The following is an 18,368-nucleotide window of genomic DNA, read 5'->3' on the forward strand; positions in this document are numbered from 1 at the left end:
TTGTCTAACTATTTCTAATACACAAACTCAGTAAATTCTATCATTTTCAAATCTAAAGTTCTCATGAATAACTTATTCTGAATATAAGTTCCGAAACTGCTGTTTTTATCAAAACAAAACCTCACATTATCCATAGAATCTTTTGCATTGTTTAGATATCGCCCTAATTCCACTCTTTTAACGAGTGAATCGTTTACAAAAACCTGATTGTCTTTCTTAAAAAATACAATTAGTCCAGATTTTGGTTTTTCTTCTCTGTAAACAATTTTCGTAAACGGAATGAACGCCAGATTCTTCCCTATACTGTCGGCATACGAATAAAAGTTATCTTTAGGAAGATCTTCATCGCTTTTTCGTTTCAGCTTTTTCGCCTGCAATTTTTTAATTTCAGGAATTATGGTCTTTAGAGGCAGACGTTTGTCAATATTAAAAACCCAATTGGTTGTAGTAATAACTGTATTTTTATTAACGACGGCCAGAGTATCATTATTTACAACCGAAAAGAAAAAATCTACTTTGGAAAGATCCAAAACCTCTTTAACTACAGTAACATCTGATTTTGGCAATAATATCTCTTTTTTTTCACCACAGGAAAATAATAATGGCACTAGAAAAAGACAGGTAATTTTCTTCATATTCTAAAAATTTAATTTTGGATCAAGGAACACAAACGGACACACTCCACAGCTTCTTTAACATCGTGTACGCGCAGGATTTTTGCTCCTTTCAGAAGAGAAATCGTATTTAAAACCGTGGTTCCGTTGAGTGCCTCATTCTGATTGGTTTCCAATGCTTTATAAATCATTGATTTTCTTGATACAGCCGCCAAAAGAGGCAAATCCAACATTTCAAATAGTTCTAATTTCTGAAGTACTTCATAGTTTTGCTCCAGGGTCTTTGCAAAACCAAATCCGGGATCAATAATGATATCATTGATGCCTAATTTTCTCGCTTCGGCAATTCGATCAGCGAAATACGAAATCATTTCTTTTACAATATCATCATAATGCGTAAGTGTAGCCATAGTTTGAGGCGTCCCTCTCATGTGCATCATGATGTACGGAACATTAGCATTAGCAATAACATCGAGCATATTTTCATCCAGCAATCCTGCCGAAATATCGTTAATCATAGCAGCTCCGCTGTCAATTGCCTGTTGGGCAACATTGGCCCTGAAAGTATCGATGGATAATATTGCCTCTGGAAAATTTTCACCTATCAATTCCACAATCGGAAGCAAGCGGGACAACTCTTCCAATTCGGATACAAACATCGCATTTGGTCTTGAAGAATAAGCACCAATATCAATAAACGTCGCTCCTTCCTTAAGCATTTTCTCTGTCTGATTCAAAAGTTCTTCATCTGTTTGATACCTGCCCCCATCAAAAAAAGAATCGGGTGTAATATTCAAAATCCCCATTATTTTGGGTTGCGACAAATCAATAAGTTGCCCTTTGCAATTGATATTCATACTATAAATCAGTTATTAAAAGTCGAATACCCGAATAATATTGTAAAATCATTCGGCTTTGTACTTCGCCTTAATTTCTTTACATTTGAAAACTCAAGAAACAAAGATAACTTAAATGAATACGACTTCACAGGAATTTGACAAGGTAATTGCCATTTGCCGCGACTTATATACAAAGAAAATGAAGGATTATGGTAGCGCGTGGCGCATTTTACGCATGCCTTCATTAACTGACCAGATTTTTATCAAAGCCCAGCGCATCCGCAGTCTACAGGAAAACGAAGTGCGCAAAATCGATGAGGATGAAACTGGAGAATTCATCGGTATCATTAATTATTCGATTATGGCACTAATTCAGCTGGATTTAGGCGTGGCAGACCAACCCGATTTAGATTGGGAAACGGCAGTTAAATTGTATGATGAAAAAGTACAAATCACCAAACATTTAATGGAAGCCAAAAACCACGATTACGGTGAAGCTTGGCGCGATATGCGCGTGAGCTCACTTACCGACCTGATTTTACAAAAACTGCTTCGCGTAAAACAAATTGAAGACAACAAAGGAAAAACTTTGGTTTCCGAAGGTATTGACGCTAATTATCAGGATATGATCAACTATGCTGTCTTCTCTCTTATTTTAATGGGATTCGCAAAAAAAATAGTAGTCTAAAATTATGAAATCGTCATGATTCCAAAATTAAAAGTAAAATAAAAAATGGCGATACCATATTCCTTTAAAAAATAAATAATAGCTCTATATGAAATACGTTTCAACTGCAATACGAATTATAATAGCAATCTTGTTCATCATTTCGGCAATAGCAAAAATGTATCCATCACCCTATTTTGCTATTTCAACTTTTGAAGTGAAACAATTGTATCCTCTTGGTTTTTCCGAGACGATCGCACCATGGTTTTCCCGAATTTTAATAGGAATCGAATTAGCCCTCGGTATATTAATTCTGCAGAATAATTATCTGAAAAAATTAATCATTCCGGCTACGATTTTGCTATTGGTGGTTTTCATCGGGCATTTATCGTATCAGACTTTTCTAAGCGGTGGAAACACGGGCAATTGCGGTTGTTTTGGTGAATTACTTCCAATGACCCCGATTGAAGCTATCATAAAAAACATCGTTGCGGTTGTATTATTGGTCTGGCTCTATAAATTGATCAAAGAGGATGCTCCTACTTCAAAATTTTGGCTGGTCGGGTTAATTACAATCCTTACAATTTTAGGGATCTTTTTATTGGCTCCAATCAAAAAAACTACTTCAGATGATGTAATCGCACCGGTAACAAACATCGGTACATTGGAAACAAGCATCGACAGTACATCGATCCCCGCTGAAGAAAATAAATTACCTGAAACTAAAGCAGATACTGTTAAAGATATTCCTACTGCTAAAAAAGAAACTGAAAAAGTAGTCGAAAAAACCCCTGTTAATGAGCCGGCAAAACGAAAATCAGGTTATGCAAAATATTTTTCTGATATCGACAAAGGCCGCAAAACACTATGTTTCTTTGTTCCCGGATGTGATCATTGTATGGAGGCTGCCAAAGAACTTACAGAGATGAAAAGGAAAGATCCTAATTTCCCTGAAATCAAAATCATTTTCATGAATGAAGAACCGGAAAAAATTCCAGATTTCTTCAAATTTGCCGGCGCACAATATCCGTATGTGATGATTGATGTTATTCCGTTTTGGGGCGTACTTGGCTCTGGAAAAGACACTCCGGGCGTAAAATACCTGTGGAACGGAAACGATTATAAATTCTACTACGGAATAACCGATAATAAATTCAACCCCACTGAATATCAAACCATTATTAACAAACCCTACTCGGAATTAAAAAAATAATTATGAACAAATTTTTAGCAATTCTGTTTTTTGCCTTAACGCTTTCTTCATGTGCACAGGAAACGCAGACAACTTTTAAAAAAGAAGCATTAAAAAATAAAATGGTCACTTTAGACGGAAGTTCGATTACATTTAAAGACATCCTGAAAAAATACAAAGGAAAACCTATTGTACTTGACATATGGGCATCCTGGTGTTCAGATTGCGTCAAAGGAATGCCTAAAGTAAAAGCGTTACAAAGTCAGTTTCCTGAAGTTACCTATCTATTTATTTCTATGGATAAAACCCAGGAAGCATGGCAAAAAGGAATCCAAAAACACGAGGTAACAGGCGAACATTATATGGCAACTGACGGTATGAAAGGTGTTTTCGGAAAAGCAATTGACTTAACCTGGATTCCGCGCTATTTGGTCGTTGACAAAAAAGGCAAGATTGCCCTTTTCAATGCAATTGAAGCCGATGATTTAAAAATGATTGAAACATTAAAAACAATAAACTAACATAAAATAATGAGACATAACATAGTTGCAGGCAACTGGAAAATGAATAAAAATGCTGCGGAAACTACGCAGTTATTAGCGGATATCTTAAACCAACTTCCGTCAGGAAAAGAAGTTGAAGTGATTGTTGCTCCATCTTTTGTTAATTTATCGCAAGCTGTAAACATTTTGGAACATACCAATGTGAGTGTGGCTGCACAAAACATGCATCAGGCAGAAGGCGGCGCATTTACCGGAGAAGTTTCGGCGAGCATGTTATCATCTGTAGGTGTAAGCAACGTAATTTTAGGTCACTCGGAAAGACGCGCTTATTTCAAAGAAACCGATGCGCTTTTGGCTAACAAAGTTGATACAGCATTAAAACATGAAATGCGAGTGATTTTCTGTATCGGTGAAGAATTAAAAGACCGTCAGAATAAACAGCACTTCAATGTGGTGGATACTCAATTGCGCGACGGATTGTTTCATTTGGGAGCCAATGCGTGGGTAAATATCGTTTTGGCTTATGAACCTGTTTGGGCTATCGGAACCGGGGAAACCGCCACACCGGAACAGGCACAGGAAATGCACCATTTTATCCGTGAAACCATTCAGCATCAATACGGAAGTTCAGTAGCCGAGAATGTTTCCATTCTTTACGGAGGAAGCGTAAAACCGGATAATGCGAAAGAAATTTTCTCTAAACCTGATGTTGACGGCGGATTGATTGGCGGTGCTGCATTGAGCGCTGAGGATTTTGTGGCGATTGTGAGTGCTGTTGAATAAATCGGAAATGATTACAGTAAACATCATCGGTTCAGGCAATGTGTCGCAGCATTTGATTTCGGTTTTTCAGAAAACTGAAAGTATTGTGTTGCAGCAGGTTTTTTCACGGAAAAAGGAAAACATAAATCATCTGGTTTCCGATGATAAAATCACAACGCTGTATTCCGACATAAAACCGGCAGATATCACTATTATTTCTGTTACGGATGATGCTATTGCAGAAGTTTCGGAACAACTTCCGTTTGAAAACCAATTAGTGGTTCATACTTCCGGAAGCGCTGGTCTGGATACATTAAGTGCCAAAAACCGACGAGGTGTATTTTATCCATTGCAGACATTTTCAAAAACAAAGTCAGTCGATTTTAAAGTAGTTCCAATTTGTTTGGAAACCGAAAACGATCCGGATTTTGCTATCTTGGAGAACCTGGCAAAAGCTATTTCAGATAAAGTATTTAAAATCAATTCAGGACAAAGGCAAAGTTTACATGTTGCTGCAGTTTTCTCATGCAATTTTGTAAATCATTTGTATCAATTGGGAAAAGAAATATGCGACGAAAATCAGGTTCCTTTCGAAATTTTAATGCCCCTGATTCTGGAAACTGCTGATAAAATCAAAATGCTTTCCCCATTAGAAGCACAAACCGGTCCGGCAAAACGCAACGACCAAAAAACTATCGAAAAACATTTGTCTTTTTTAGAAGACGAGAATAAAAAAACAATCTACGAATTGTTAACCCAATCCATACAAAAATATAATGGCTAAGAGTTATAAAGAAATAATGAACGACATCACCACGTTTGTTTTTGACGTTGATGGAGTACTTACTGATGGAACCGTTCACATAACCCCAACCGGAGAAATGCTCCGTGAAATGAATATTCGCGATGGTTATGCTATGAAAGCTGCAGTTGAAAATGGATATACTGTTTGTATCATATCGGGAGGAAGCAACGAAGGTGTTCGTGTTCGATTACGAAACCTTGGTATTACCGATATTCATTTAGGTGTTCCCAATAAAGTTGATACGTTCAAAGAATTCACCGATATCTACAATATCAAACCAGAGCAGGTTTTATATATGGGTGATGATATTCCGGATTATCATGTGATGCAATTAGTCGGATTACCAACCTGCCCTCAGGATGCTGTTCCCGAAATCAAAAACATTTCCAATTACATTTCCCACCGCAACGGAGGAAAAGGTGCCGTTCGCGATGTGATTGAACAGGTTATGAAAGTCCAAGGAAAATGGATGGAGCATTTTGACGCGAAATTTGACTAAATTAAAGAATTCTGAAATTAAGAATTGTATATTAACCCAATGACACATTTTTTTAAACTAATTCGTTTTCAAAACCTACTGATGTTAGCCTTAACACAATTGGTTTTTCATTTTCTTTTCTTCAAAAATCAGCAGGATTTGCCTTTGGCTTTAGCCGATTGGCAATTTATCCTTTTAGTTATTGCAACAGTAACGATTGCGGCCGGTGGATATGTGATTAACAATATTATGGATCAGGAAACCGACGGATTTTCTAAGCCAAATAATGTTATCGTAGGTAAACATATCTCCGAGGGAATGGCTTACAACATTTATGTGGCGCTTAATATTATCGGTGTCGGCATTGGTTTTTACCTGGCAAATATTATTCAGAAGCCAAGTTTTTCGGCAGTATTCATTGTTGTAGCGGCGACATTATACTTATATGCCACCAATTTGAAGCAAAATCTCCTTGTCGGAAATATAATTGTTGCCCTTTTAGTAGCGTTCAGTATTATACTGGTTGGAATTTTTGATTTATATCCGGCAACATACGAAGGAAACCGTGAGCAAATGGGACTAATTTTCAGCATACTCCTGGATTACGCTTTGTTTGCATTTATCATTAATTTCATTCGCGAAATAGTTAAAGACATTGAAGATATGGATGGCGATTACAATTCGGGTATGAGTACACTTCCGATTGTCTTGGGTAAAGACAGAACTTCTAAACTGGTTTTTGGCTTGACTTTAATTCCGATAGCCTTACTAATATTTTATGTAAACAAAAATCTGTCGGACATACAATGGGTGATGTATTATGCTTTGCTTTTCGTTTTAGGGCCACTACTCTACTTCCTGATAAAAATATGGGGCGCATCTACCAAAAAAGACTTTAATCATTTAAGTCTGATACTAAAACTGGTTATGTTGTTCGGAATACTTTCAATAGTTGTCATAACACTAAACATGAAAGGGAATGCTTAGAGATAAACTGAAAAATTTCAACATTATTCTGGCTTCCGGTTCTCCAAGACGCCAGCAATTTTTCAAGGATTTGGATCTGGATTTCGAAATTCGTTTAAAAGAAATAGAAGAAATTTATCCCGATAATTTAAAAGCCGGAGCCATTACCGATTATTTGGCCGAGTTGAAAGCAAGCGCTTTTGATAACGAATTGTCAGATAATGATATCCTCGTAACCAGCGACACACTTGTTTGGCAAGAAAATAAAGCATTGGGCAAACCGAAAGACTATGACGATGCATTCAAAATGCTTAAGTCTTTATCCGGGAAAACACATGAGGTGATAACTTCTGTCTGCATAAAAACAAATGCAAAAAAAGACACTTTCCATGAGGTTACCCACGTAACATTTAATCCACTTTCAGACGAAGAGATTAAGTATTATTTAGATAATTACAAACCCTTCGACAAAGCCGGTTCTTACGGAATTCAGGAATGGATTGGCCTTGTGGCAATTGCAAGGATTGATGGTTCTTATGCGAATGTCGTTGGGCTTCCCGTTGATAAAGTATACCAACATCTGAAAAATTTTACAGAAAACAATTAAAAAACAAATATTTTATTATATTTATCCATTATCCCAAATCTAAACCCTAAAAAAATTAATCGAATGAAAACATTAAAATTTTTATTTTTCGGACTATTCCTCTTTTTATCAACTTCTGCTAATGCTCAAATAGGTGTTAATGTAAATATTAATATCCCGGTTTGGGGGCCTGCAGATACCCACGATGCCCATTTCTATTATATTCCGGATATTCAGGTTTATTATGATGTCCCAAATGCAGTGTTTATATATCCATACAAAGAAAGATGGATCAGATGTAAAAGATTACCAGCACACTATTCTCACTTTGATTTACACTCTGGATGCAAAGTAATCCTTCCTTACAGAGGTCATAGCCCTTATGACTATTTCCACACCCATAAATCAAAATATCCAAAAGGATATATAGTAAAAGGTCAAAAACCTTATAAATCTAAAGGGAATAATGGTCATCATTATGGTGAAGGCAAACATGAATCCAAGCATGGGCATCATGGAAAACATGGGAAAGGACATTAACATATTACCTTTTTTAAAGATGAAAGACGAGTTTTACTTGTCTTTTTTTTTGTTCAAATAATTTTTGGCACGGTAGTTGGAAACACTCCAATAACAAACCCCTTAATGCTAATTAAATTTTAGAACTATGAAAACTTTCAAACTATTATTTGCAGGATTATTTTTAATGACTTTAAGTGCCAACGCACAGGTTTCTGTGAATGTAAACATTAACACACCCCCACTTTGGGGTCCGGTTGGGTATGCCGAAACACGTTATTATTACATCCCTGATATTGAAGCGTATTACGACATCCCATCGGCAATGTTTATTTATTTTGATGGAGGCGGATGGGTAAGAGCAGCCTACTTACCATACAGATACAGACATTATGATTTATACGGAGCCTATAAAGTTTGTTTACATGATTATGGTCCAAACCCATATGTTTATTACAAACACCACAAAGTGAAATACCATCATGGTTACCACAAAGGGCATTATCAAAAGACAATAGGTCATCGTCCTCAAGTTGTTTACAATGGCCCTAGAGATGGTTATCGAAACGAACGAGATGATGATAACAGAAACGACTATTATAGAAACGATTACAACAGAAGTGAAGATGGTAATCGCGGAGAACGTAGACACAATGATTACTACCGTACAGAATACAAAAGTTCAGGTAATGGTTATAGCAGAAATGACGAAGGTTATGGAAATGGCCGTGGAAAAGGAGGAAACGGTAGAGGCAATGGTCATGGCAATGGAAATGGTCATGGCAATGGAGGCGGAAGAGGTCATGGTGGACAAAGAGGATAATCCAAAACTATCATAATCTATATAGAAAAGAAGCAAAGTCATAAGAGACTTTGCTTCTTTATTTTTGTAAAACACCTTCGTCTAAACGTCTATTTCACTATATTTGAAAACAAGAATAACACTACATTATGAAGAAGCCTTGCTTACTTTTATATATATTTTCCCTGCTTTTTTTGCAACCCATTCTTGCGCAACAACCGCAAAAACCAACATCTTCCGATATCTACAATCAGATAGAAAAATTAAATTTTCTGGGATCAGTCCTTTATGTTGCTGCACATCCCGATGATGAAAACACTAAACTCATCTCGTATTTGTCAAATGAGACCAAAGCCCGAACAGGTTATTTATCATTAACCCGAGGCGATGGCGGACAAAATCTTATCGGAACCGAATTAAGGGAACTGTTAGGTGTTTTACGGACACAGGAACTTTTAGCCGCCAGAAGAATCGATGGTGGCGAACAGTTTTTTACCCGTGCTAACGATTTCGGCTATTCAAAAGAACCGCTTGAAACTTTTGAAATATGGAATAAGGATGCAATTCTAAACGATGTAATCCTAACAATTAGACGATTCAAACCTGATGTGATCATTAACCGTTTTAATCACCAGACTCCCGGCACCACACATGGTCACCATACGGCATCTGCAATTTTAAGTTTTGAAGCCTTTGATAAGGCCAATGACCCTGCCATTTATCCGGAACATCTGAAAACAGTTTCCATTTGGCAGCCAAAACGATTGTTTTTTAATACTTCGTGGTGGTTTTACGGAAGCGAAGAAAATTTTAAAAAGGCGGATAAAACCAATCTTGTTGCCATTAATACCGGCGTTTATTACCCTTTAAAAGGAAAAAGCAACGGCGAAATCGCAGCTTTAAGCAGAAGCCAGCATCAGTGCCAGGGATTCGGAAGTACCGGAACACGGGGCAATGAAACGGAATATCTAGAATTTTTAAAAGGGGATTTCCCAAAAGATAAAAACAACATTTTTGAAGGTATAAATACCACTTGGACAAGAGTTAAAGGTGGTGAAACCATTGGTAAAATCCTCACCGATATTCAAAAAAATTTCAACTTCAAAAACCCGGAAGTCCATTTGACAAAATTGATCGAAGCTTACAAACTCATCAATCAACTTGAAGATGAACACTGGAAAAAAATAAAAAAACAGGAACTGGAAAACATTATTATTGCCACCTGTGGTTTGTATCTGGAAAGTGCAGCTTCATTGCAAAATACAAATCCAAATGGTGAAATCTCCTTAAAATTAGAAGCTACAAACCGTTGCAGTGAACCTATAGAAATAATTTCAGTCGATTTTTTAAATACCGTTCTGACAGAGGATGTAAAACTGGAAAACAACGTCCCTTTTAAAATAGAAAAACAAATTAAGATTCCGGAAAATGTGCCGTTTTCATCTCCTTATTGGCTAAACGAAAAAGGAACCTTAGGTTTATTTTCCGTGACCGATATGAATATGATTGGTAAATCCGAAACCGATCCATTGAAATTGCATTGGAAAATCAGACTTTGTGATGTTACGTTAGACATTTACAAAAACCTGGTATACAAGTTTAATGATCCCGTGAAGGGAGAAATGTACAAGCCATTTGCGGTTCTTCCGGAAGTTACCACCGAAATCCTAAACAAAGTGGAGTTGTTTCCGAACAATAGAAAGCACATTGTTACGGTAAAAGTCAGAGCAGGAAAAGACAATTGTAAAGGAGATGTTATCTTCGATTTACCGGCCGACTGGAAAGTATGGCCAAAGAAAATCGCATTTGAAATTCCCCAAAAAGGAGGCGAAAAAACGGTTACCTTCGAAGTAACTCCACCCTCCTATCCAACTGAAGCTGTTGCAAAAAGCATTGCTGTAATTGATGGTGCCCGCTTTAATAAAAGACTGGCTACCATTGATTATTCGCATATTCCGCTTCAACAGGTTCTGATGCCTTCGGAAGCTAAATTCAATAAAATTGAAATTGAAACCCGAGGTACTAATATTGGATATATAATGGGTGCTGGTGATGAAATCCCCGAAAGTTTACGTCAGATGGATTATAACGTAACCTTACTTTCTCCAGAAAAAATAACATCCGAAAATATTAAGGATTTTGACGCTATCCTTATTGGAATCAGGGCTTATAATACCGTTGAAGCATTAAAATTCAAACAGAACACCCTCTTTGATTATGTGAAAAATGGAGGAACGATGATCGTACAATACAATACAGCCGGAAAATTGGTTACGAACGACATTGCTCCATTTGATCTAAAATTATCACAAGACAGGGTTACGGAAGAAACGGCAAAAGTTACATTCTTAAATCCGAAACACCCCGTTTTAAATTTCCCGAATAAAATCACCGAAAAGGATTTTGAATGTTGGATTCAGGAACAGGGACTGTACTATCCAAACAAATGGGCAAAAGAATTCACTCCGATACTTTCTTCCCACGATAAAAACGAAACTCCTAAAGATGGAGGATTATTGGTAGCAAAATACGGAAACGGTCACTATATTTATACCGGTTTAAGTTTCTTTCGTGAATTGCCTGAAGGCGTTCCTGGAGCTTTCCGACTAATGGCCAATCTGATTGCTGTTGGAGAATAATAAGGAGGGATAAGAATCAAGAAATAAAAACAATGAAAGAAGGACGCGAATTTAAGTGGAAAAGAAGCTACACTATTGTATTGTTGCTTAATGCATTTTATATCTTATTGTTCTATTTTTTAATGCAAATGTACGCCTAAGCCATGCAACTAATCGATTGGATTGTATTATCAGTAACGCTATTGTTCATAGTTATTTACGGAACCTTGAAAACCAAAGGAAGTAAAAACGTCGAAGAATATATTTTGGCAAACAACGAAACACCTTGGTGGATGGTGGGTATATCCGTAATGGCAACGCAGGCAAGTGCGATTACATTTCTTTCGACTCCAGGGCAAGCCTATCATGACGGAATGGGCTTCGTTCAGTTTTATTTTGGGTTACCGATTGCCATGGTGGTCATCTGCATCACTTTTATTCCGATTTATCACCGGCTGAAAGTTTTTACAGCTTATGAATTCCTTGAACAACGTTTTGATGTAAAAACACGTTCAATTGCTTCTATCCTATTTTTAGTGCAGCGCGGACTCGGAACCGGTTTAACTATTTATGCACCGGCAATTATCCTATCAGCTTTATTAGGATGGAATCTTACCCTTATGAATGTTGTCATAGGTGTACTGGTAATTATCTATACTTTTTCGGGCGGAGCGAAAGCTGTCAACGTTACCCAAAAACAACAAATGTTTGTCATCATGACGGGAATGTTCATTGCCTTTTTTCTGATTCTGAATTACCTCCCAGACGAATTAAGCTTCAGTAATGCCCTCGGAATTGCAGGAGCCAATGATAAAATGGATATCCTTGATTTTTCGTTTAACCCTGAAACCCGATATACTTTCTGGAGCGGAATTACAGGCGGATTCTTCCTGGCTCTATCCTATTTTGGAACCGATCAATCGCAGGTTGGCCGCTATCTGACAGGAAAATCAATTCGCGAAAGCCAGTTGGGTTTAATCATGAATGGTCTGTTGAAAGTTCCTATGCAGTTCTTGATTCTATTAACCGGCGTAATGGTTTTTGTATTTTTCCAATTCCATTCAGCCCCGTTACATTTCAATCCGACCAATAACGAGCTGGTAAAAAATTCTGACCGTAAAGCCGATTTTGAAAAATTAGAGAAACAACTTGATGCGGTTCAGGAAGAAAAAAAGGAAATAAGCATGTTGTATGTGGGACAATTGAATCAGGATTTTGACAACCCAATTTTACAGCAAAAGATGATTTCCCTTTCCGGTAAAGAAAAAGATTTACGCGAACAGGCAAAGGAAATAATCAGTGAAGTGGACAGCAAAACAGAGACCAACGATAAAGACTATGTCTTCTTATATTTCATTCTGAATTATTTACCGAAAGGACTGATTGGTTTATTGCTTGCCGTAATATTTTCAGCAGCCATGTCGTCGTCGTCGTCAGGATTATCAGCGTTGGCATCAACCACAACGATTGACATCTACAAAAGAAACCTGAAAACCGATAAATCCGAAAAACATTTTGTGAATGCTACAAAATTATTCACGCTGCTTTGGGGTGTTGTGGCTATTCTCTTCGCCTGCGTGGGAACACTTTTTGAAAACCTTATTCAGTTGGTAAACATAATCGGTTCTATTTTCTACGGAACAGTTTTAGGGATTTTCCTTGTGGCTTTTTATGTGAAATTTGTGAAAGCGGAAGCTGTTTTCTGGAGCGCCGTGATTACACAGCTGACCATATTTTATATTTACTATCTTGATGTAGTTAGTTTCCTTTGGTTGAATTTCATCGGAGCAATTCTCACTATAATATTAGGAATGCTGTTTCAGACGGTAATAAAATCAAAAGAATAAAAAAGGCTGTCGATTGACAGCCTTTTTTATTTAAATATCAAAACGGTTTATTTTTTTGACCACTCTGCAATCGAATCTTTATTCATCTTTACATAATCCATATTTTTATCTTTTTCAGCTCCGGCCAAAGATAATTTAGCAGTTTCAATAGCTCCGGCTTTATCGCCTTTTTTTGCCTGAATTAATGATTTAAGACGATAAAACCAATACGGAACATCTTTATCTTTTTTCATTTCAATGGATTTATTCGCCCATGTAAGTGCTTTGTTCAAATCGCCGTTAGACTGATACAAATATTGAGCAGATGAAAAATAATCTTCTGCTTTTGGTCCGGCCAATGTTTTATCGATGCTTTCCATGGCAGTTTTCTGTGTAGGCACTTCAAATTTAAGAGCTACAATAGTTTTCTCCCACATCATTTCCAAAAAGCCATAATCGTTATCCAAATTATTAATACCAATTGTAAACGTTTCAACTTTGCGGTTTAACGACTCCGGTTTTACTGTGGCACGCACTGCTACTTTGGATTCATCCCAATTTTGAGGAACCCCCCAGTTATCGGTATCCTTGTATAAAATAATATCCCAACTGTCCGCCTTAGGGAAAGTGTATAAAGCATATTTCCCTTTTTCAAGTTTCTTACCTGAAATAATTACATCTTCACTGAAGGAAATTGTAGTATTTGCATTGGCACCTGTTCTCCAAATTTTACCAAATGGAACCAATTCACCAAAAACGGTTCGACCTTTTATACTCGGACGGGAATAATCAACTTCAACATTTGTTAAACCTACAAGCTGCTCAATTTTAGCGCTCGGACTCGGCTGTGGTGTTTTAACCTGCGCCTGAATTGCCAATGTCGCGAAAGCAAAAATAGCAGTAATCATTATTTTTTTCATATTTATCAGTTTTTTGATTTATGCCTAACGAAAATAAGGAAAAATATAAATTCAGCTGTTAATATATCTCTAAATTTATTTTGTTTATTATCTTTTATATAAAATTAAACGAAATTGTAATTTTACAGAAAAAAGATGTACTCGATAAGCAACACGCAACAATTACCCGTTGGAATCGACGAAGCATGGGATTTTTTTTCTGATCCTAAAAACCTGAATATCATAACGCCGGATTCCATGAAGTTTGAAACGCTTTCGGGTGACGAACGAAAAATGTTTGCCGGGCAAATTATTCATTATAAAATTTCACCTTTCAGCGGAGCTGTAATGGAATGGGTCACAGAGATATCGCATGTTAAGGAAAAGGAATATTTTGTAGATGAGCAACGTATCGGCCCTTATAAATTCTGGCATCACAAACATTTTTTTAGGGAAATTAAAGGCGGAGTGGAAATCGAAGATGTTGTACATTATAAATTGCCTTTCGGTTTTATCGGAAGATTATTTCATCCAATACTCGTAAAACCGAAACTGAAGGAAATTTTCGATTTCAGAAAACAAAAACTCACCGAACTCTTCGGAGAATTTAAATAAAAAGCCATGACAATTTTCTGGTTTCGACGCGATTTACGGTTAAATGATAATGCCGGACTTTTTCACGCTTTGAACAGCAGCGAAGAAGTGTTGCCTATCTTTATTTTTGATGAAAACATACTTTCCCAATTATCAAAAGACGACGCCCGGATAACATTCATTCATAATCAATTAGAAAGAATTCAATCGCAACTTAAAACCATTGGTAAATCACTTGCTGTTTTTCACGGAACTCCAGAAAATATCTTCAAGAAACTTATTGCTGAGAATAAAATTACAGCTGTTTTTACCAATCACGATTACGAACCGTATGCCCGGAAAAGAGATAACGAGCTAAATCTTCTATTCAAAGAAAACGGAATTGAATTCAAAACCTGTAAAGACCACGTGATTTTTGAAAAAAGTGAAGTGGTTAAAGATGATGGGAATCCATACGTTGTGTACACTCCTTATTCGAAAAAATGGAAGGAAAACTTCAGAAAAAAAAATTTAGTTCATAATCCATCAGAAAACTTACTTAACAATTTCAAGCCACACTCCTACCCGTTTCTGACGTTATCCGATATTGGCTTTTCAACTTCATCCATAAAAGTTCAACCCTTTGATATCTCAGATAAACTAATCGAAAATTATGAAGCCACACGAAACTTTCCGGCTATTTCGGGCACATCAATGTTGGGAGTGTACTTAAGATTTGGAGTGGTTTCTATTCGGGAAATAATAAGGAAAGCCGCCGAAGCAAGAAATGAAACTTTTTTGAATGAACTCATCTGGCGCGAGTTTTTCATGCAGATTTTATGGCATTTTCCACATACAGTGAACCGAAGTTTCAAAGAAAAATATGATGCCATCCAATGGAGTAACGATGAGGAACTTTTTCAAAAATGGTGCGAAGGAAAAACCGGTTATCCGTTTGTCGACGCAGGAATGCGTGAACTGAACGCCACCGGACATATGCATAACAGAGTGCGTATGATAGTAGCCAGTTTCCTCTGCAAACATTTATTGATTGACTGGCGCTGGGGCGAAACCTATTTTGCACAAAAACTATTGGATTACGAACAATCAAGCAACGTCGGCAATTGGCAATGGGCTGCCGGTAGCGGAGTCGACGCTGCACCCTATTTCAGGATTTTTAATCCTAGTGAACAGATTAAAAAATTCGATAAAGATTTTAAATATATTAAAAAATGGGTTCCGGAACTTGAAACTTCAAATTATCCGAAACCCATTGTAGATCATAAAGAAGCAAGGGAAAAATGCTTGCTTGTTTATAAAGAAGCTCTTGGCTAACCCCTTACTATATGTTGTTTTTCAACTTGATAGTCGAAACAATATCATAATTAATTTCATCGAAATGATGAATGATATGGTCCGCTAACGATAAATCCTGATGTTTTGAATTTTCACTGTGGTAACCAATACAGAAAATTTCTGCTGCTTTGGAAGCTTTGATTCCACTAGTGCTGTCTTCGATTACGATACAGTTTTCTTTTGGCGCAACGGAAAGTGAAGCCGCATGCAGGAAAATAGCCGGATCAGGTTTGGATTTTGGAAAATCTTCACCACTAACCTTATGTGTAAAATACTGGTGAAGATCGAAGCGGTTGAAAACACGCTGAATCGTTCCTTTCGATGCCGAAGAAGCTAAAATAAGCTGCATTCCGTTTTCATGAAGGTTTTTAATCAAATCATGTACTCCTGATATCAATTCCAAATCGGGTTTGGTATCAAAAGCTTCATTGAAAAGGTGGCGTTTGCGCAAAATCAAATCTTCTACATCGTGCTCTAAACCGAAAGTGTCTTTAATGCGCTGGAAAACATTTCGGGTTGAATTCCCGGTAAAAGAAGCATACATTTCTTCTGAAACCTGGATTCCCAATTCGTCAAAATGTGTAAAATAAGCATATTTGTGAACCGGTTCCGTGTCGACAATCACACCGTCCATATCGAAAATTACAGTCTTTATCATTATATCATCGTGTTGTGTGTCGCAAAGGTACAAATGCAGCGCGAATTATTTGTTAACAAAAATAAAAATGGCTTACTATTTAGCCCTGATTACAGAGAAAATCCTTTTTTTGGGATTTTGCCTTTGAGCAAGATTCCAAAAAAAAGATTGCATCGGAAAGCAGGAATTACCATTGCCGATACAAAATGACCATTCGCTCCAAAAAGCAATAAGATTAAACTATTTGCCGTAACTTTAGTCTTAATACAAATCGATTTCACTTGCAGGACGAAAAAGAATTCATAGCAGACTTACTGAACCCGAAAACGCAAAATGAAGCGTTTCGAAGGTTGGTACGCGAGTATCAGCGTCCGTTGTACAATCATATCCGTACTATTGTGCTGAATCATGATGATACTGATGACGTGCTGCAAAACACCTTCGTGAAAGTTTTTCAGAACCTGAAGAATTTTAAAGGCGAAAGTAAATTGTTTTCCTGGGTGTATCGTATTGCGACTAACGAATCGATTACGTTTATCAATCAGCGAGCCAAAAAATCGGGAATTTCCAGCGAGGAAATAAAAGATAAAATGATTAACAATTTACAGGCCGATGTTGATTATGATGGTGATGAAATTCAGATGAAACTGCAAAAGGCTTTAGCATTGTTACCGGAAAAACAGCAATTAGTTTTTAAGATGAAATATTTTCAGGAACTGAAATACGAAGAGATATCAGAAATACTCGGGACTACGGTAGGCGGACTGAAAGCGTCGTACTTTCATGCCGTAAAAAAAATTGAAGAATTTTTAAATAAAAATTAAACCTTTAGAGGTAAATTTTGTCCAATACATATGAAAAAGTTTGATTTACATAACGATAAGAAAATTGAAACGGGATTTAAAATTCCGGAGAATTACTTTGAGGATTTTGAAGCCCGAATAATGAGCCAACTTCCACAGAAGGAAGTGAAAGTAATCTCATTATGGCAACGAAAATCAGTTTGGATTTCAAGTGCCGCTGCTGTTGCTTTAGTTGTGTTTGGTTTGACTTTTTATTTTAATTTTAATTCAAAAAGCAGCCTTGATGACACTACGGTTGAAAACTATCTGGCGAGCAACATGACAGCGGATGAACTCATGCAGGAACTCGATCAGCATGATATTAATGAATTAGAAAAATCAATAGCATTGAATGACGATTCAGTTGAGAGTTACTTATCTGAAAACGAAAATGATATAGACCTTTATTTAAACGAATAAAATATGACACTAAAGAAATTTTTACCGATAGTTTTTCTGTTGATTTCCACCTTTTCCTTCGCACAGCCAAGCGATGAAAAACGCGAACAGATCAAGCAACTTAAAGTAGCTTTTATTACTACAGAATTGGATTTATCTAAGGATGAGGCGGAAAAATTCTGGCCTATTTACAACACATTCGAAGAAAAACAATTTGAAATGCGTCATGAGAAAATGAGAAGCTTTAAAAAGCGCATGGATAAAGAAAGCGTAGATAAAATGAGTGAGAAAGAAGCCGCAGCGCTTTTAGCCCAAATGGAAGATAATGAAGAAAAAATGCTTCAGTTACGCAAAAAACTCAGCAGTGATTTACGCCCTGTAATTGGCTCTGTAAAAATCCTTAAACTGAGAAAAGCGGAAGACGATTTCAACCGGAAACTGATTAAACAGATTAAAGAGAGTAAAAAATAAAAAAAGGAGCGTTT

At 36.8% G+C, this 18,368-nt stretch carries 21 protein-coding genes; 17 read left to right on the forward strand and 4 right to left on the reverse strand.

From position 1 onward, the window contains the following. Positions 1–14 precede the first annotated feature (14 nt). Both FEDK69T_RS13255 and folP read right to left on the reverse strand, forming a co-directional pair. Positions 15–635 (reverse strand): hypothetical protein, encoded by a 621-nt coding sequence (locus tag FEDK69T_RS13255; protein WP_023574686.1) that lies wholly within the window; start codon positions 633–635, stop codon positions 15–17. 11 nt (positions 636–646) lie between these two features. Beyond that, entirely contained in the window at positions 647–1,471 is an 825-nt protein-coding gene (gene folP / locus FEDK69T_RS13260; RefSeq protein ID WP_023574687.1) for a dihydropteroate synthase, read from the reverse strand. A 115-nt stretch (positions 1,472–1,586) separates the two neighbouring features. Here folP and FEDK69T_RS13265 point away from each other — a divergent pair, with 115 nt between their 5' ends. The 12 genes from FEDK69T_RS13265 (at position 1,587) to FEDK69T_RS13320 (ending at position 13,198) form a co-directional block, all read left to right on the forward strand. Next, positions 1,587–2,141: a DUF1599 domain-containing protein gene (locus FEDK69T_RS13265; protein ID WP_023574688.1), complete on the forward strand. Its 555-nt coding sequence runs from the start codon at positions 1,587–1,589 to the stop codon at positions 2,139–2,141. An 88-nt stretch (positions 2,142–2,229) separates the two neighbouring features. Beyond that, on the forward strand, positions 2,230–3,333 hold the full coding sequence (locus FEDK69T_RS13270) for a MauE/DoxX family redox-associated membrane protein (RefSeq protein WP_023574689.1): 1,104 nt from the start codon (positions 2,230–2,232) through the stop codon (positions 3,331–3,333). A gap of 2 nt (positions 3,334–3,335) precedes the next feature. Continuing rightward, positions 3,336–3,833, forward strand: a complete 498-nt coding sequence (locus tag FEDK69T_RS13275) for a TlpA family protein disulfide reductase (protein WP_023574690.1) — start codon at positions 3,336–3,338, stop codon at positions 3,831–3,833. Between the two features lie 9 nt (positions 3,834–3,842). Continuing rightward, the gene (gene tpiA / locus FEDK69T_RS13280) at positions 3,843–4,598 is read left to right on the forward strand and encodes a triose-phosphate isomerase (RefSeq protein WP_035630477.1); all 756 of its coding nucleotides are present in this window, start codon (positions 3,843–3,845) and stop codon (positions 4,596–4,598) included. A gap of 7 nt (positions 4,599–4,605) precedes the next feature. Beyond that, the gene (locus FEDK69T_RS13285) at positions 4,606–5,361 is read left to right on the forward strand and encodes a Rossmann-like and DUF2520 domain-containing protein (RefSeq protein WP_023574692.1); all 756 of its coding nucleotides are present in this window, start codon (positions 4,606–4,608) and stop codon (positions 5,359–5,361) included. After that, positions 5,354–5,881, forward strand: coding sequence for a KdsC family phosphatase (locus tag FEDK69T_RS13290; RefSeq protein WP_035630476.1), 528 nt, complete (start codon positions 5,354–5,356; stop codon positions 5,879–5,881). Before FEDK69T_RS13285 ends, FEDK69T_RS13290 begins: the two co-directional genes overlap by 8 nt. A 39-nt stretch (positions 5,882–5,920) precedes the next feature. After that, entirely contained in the window at positions 5,921–6,847 is a 927-nt protein-coding gene (locus FEDK69T_RS13295) for a geranylgeranylglycerol-phosphate geranylgeranyltransferase (RefSeq protein ID WP_081711726.1), read from the forward strand. Then, entirely contained in the window at positions 6,840–7,433 is a 594-nt protein-coding gene (locus FEDK69T_RS13300) for a Maf-like protein (protein ID WP_035630474.1), read from the forward strand. The genes FEDK69T_RS13295 and FEDK69T_RS13300 overlap by 8 nt, the downstream gene beginning before the upstream one ends. 63 nt (positions 7,434–7,496) lie before the next feature. Then, positions 7,497–7,952 carry a hypothetical protein gene (locus tag FEDK69T_RS13305; protein WP_023574696.1) on the forward strand — a complete coding sequence of 152 codons (456 nt, stop codon included), beginning with the start codon at positions 7,497–7,499 and terminating at the stop codon, positions 7,950–7,952. A gap of 127 nt (positions 7,953–8,079) precedes the next feature. After that, positions 8,080–8,754: a hypothetical protein gene (locus FEDK69T_RS13310; RefSeq protein ID WP_023574697.1), complete on the forward strand. Its 675-nt coding sequence runs from the start codon at positions 8,080–8,082 to the stop codon at positions 8,752–8,754. A 128-nt stretch (positions 8,755–8,882) separates the two neighbouring features. Further along, the gene (locus tag FEDK69T_RS13315) at positions 8,883–11,372 is read left to right on the forward strand and encodes a PIG-L family deacetylase (protein ID WP_023574698.1); all 2,490 of its coding nucleotides are present in this window, start codon (positions 8,883–8,885) and stop codon (positions 11,370–11,372) included. A 143-nt stretch (positions 11,373–11,515) separates the two neighbouring features. Continuing rightward, complete coding sequence (locus tag FEDK69T_RS13320) at positions 11,516–13,198, forward strand: sodium:solute symporter (RefSeq protein ID WP_023574699.1); 1,683 nt, start codon at positions 11,516–11,518, stop codon at positions 13,196–13,198. 47 nt (positions 13,199–13,245) lie between these two features. Here the strand turns inward: FEDK69T_RS13320 and FEDK69T_RS13325 are convergent, their stop codons facing one another. Continuing rightward, the gene (locus FEDK69T_RS13325) at positions 13,246–14,097 is read right to left on the reverse strand and encodes a DUF2911 domain-containing protein (protein ID WP_023574700.1); all 852 of its coding nucleotides are present in this window, start codon (positions 14,095–14,097) and stop codon (positions 13,246–13,248) included. Positions 14,098–14,232: 135 nt separating this feature from the next. On the opposite strand from FEDK69T_RS13325, the gene FEDK69T_RS13330 reads away from it, so the two are divergent. Further along, on the forward strand, positions 14,233–14,691 hold the full coding sequence (locus FEDK69T_RS13330; RefSeq protein WP_023574701.1) for an SRPBCC family protein: 459 nt from the start codon (positions 14,233–14,235) through the stop codon (positions 14,689–14,691). A 6-nt stretch (positions 14,692–14,697) separates the two neighbouring features. After that, positions 14,698–15,984, forward strand: coding sequence for a cryptochrome/photolyase family protein (locus tag FEDK69T_RS13335; protein ID WP_023574702.1), 1,287 nt, complete (start codon positions 14,698–14,700; stop codon positions 15,982–15,984). Positions 15,985–15,991: 7 nt separating this feature from the next. Here FEDK69T_RS13335 and FEDK69T_RS13340 read toward each other — a convergent pair whose 3' ends face one another. Next, on the reverse strand, positions 15,992–16,663 hold the full coding sequence (locus tag FEDK69T_RS13340) for an HAD family hydrolase (RefSeq protein ID WP_023574703.1): 672 nt from the start codon (positions 16,661–16,663) through the stop codon (positions 15,992–15,994). A gap of 260 nt (positions 16,664–16,923) precedes the next feature. On the opposite strand from FEDK69T_RS13340, the gene FEDK69T_RS13345 reads away from it, so the two are divergent. The 3 genes from FEDK69T_RS13345 to FEDK69T_RS13355 are packed head-to-tail and all read left to right on the forward strand — an operon-like array spanning position 16,924 to position 18,354. Beyond that, a complete protein-coding gene (locus FEDK69T_RS13345; protein ID WP_023574705.1) occupies positions 16,924–17,466 on the forward strand; it encodes an RNA polymerase sigma factor in 543 nt (180 codons plus the stop codon). Between the two features lie 30 nt (positions 17,467–17,496). Continuing rightward, complete coding sequence (locus FEDK69T_RS13350; RefSeq protein ID WP_023574706.1) at positions 17,497–17,904, forward strand: hypothetical protein; 408 nt, start codon at positions 17,497–17,499, stop codon at positions 17,902–17,904. A gap of 3 nt (positions 17,905–17,907) precedes the next feature. Then, a complete protein-coding gene (locus FEDK69T_RS13355; RefSeq protein WP_023574707.1) occupies positions 17,908–18,354 on the forward strand; it encodes a hypothetical protein in 447 nt (148 codons plus the stop codon). Positions 18,355–18,368: the final 14 nt, after the last annotated feature.

Origin of the sequence: Flavobacterium enshiense DK69, assembly GCF_000498495.1 — a bacterium.
Taxonomy (GTDB): domain Bacteria; phylum Bacteroidota; class Bacteroidia; order Flavobacteriales; family Flavobacteriaceae; genus Flavobacterium; species Flavobacterium enshiense.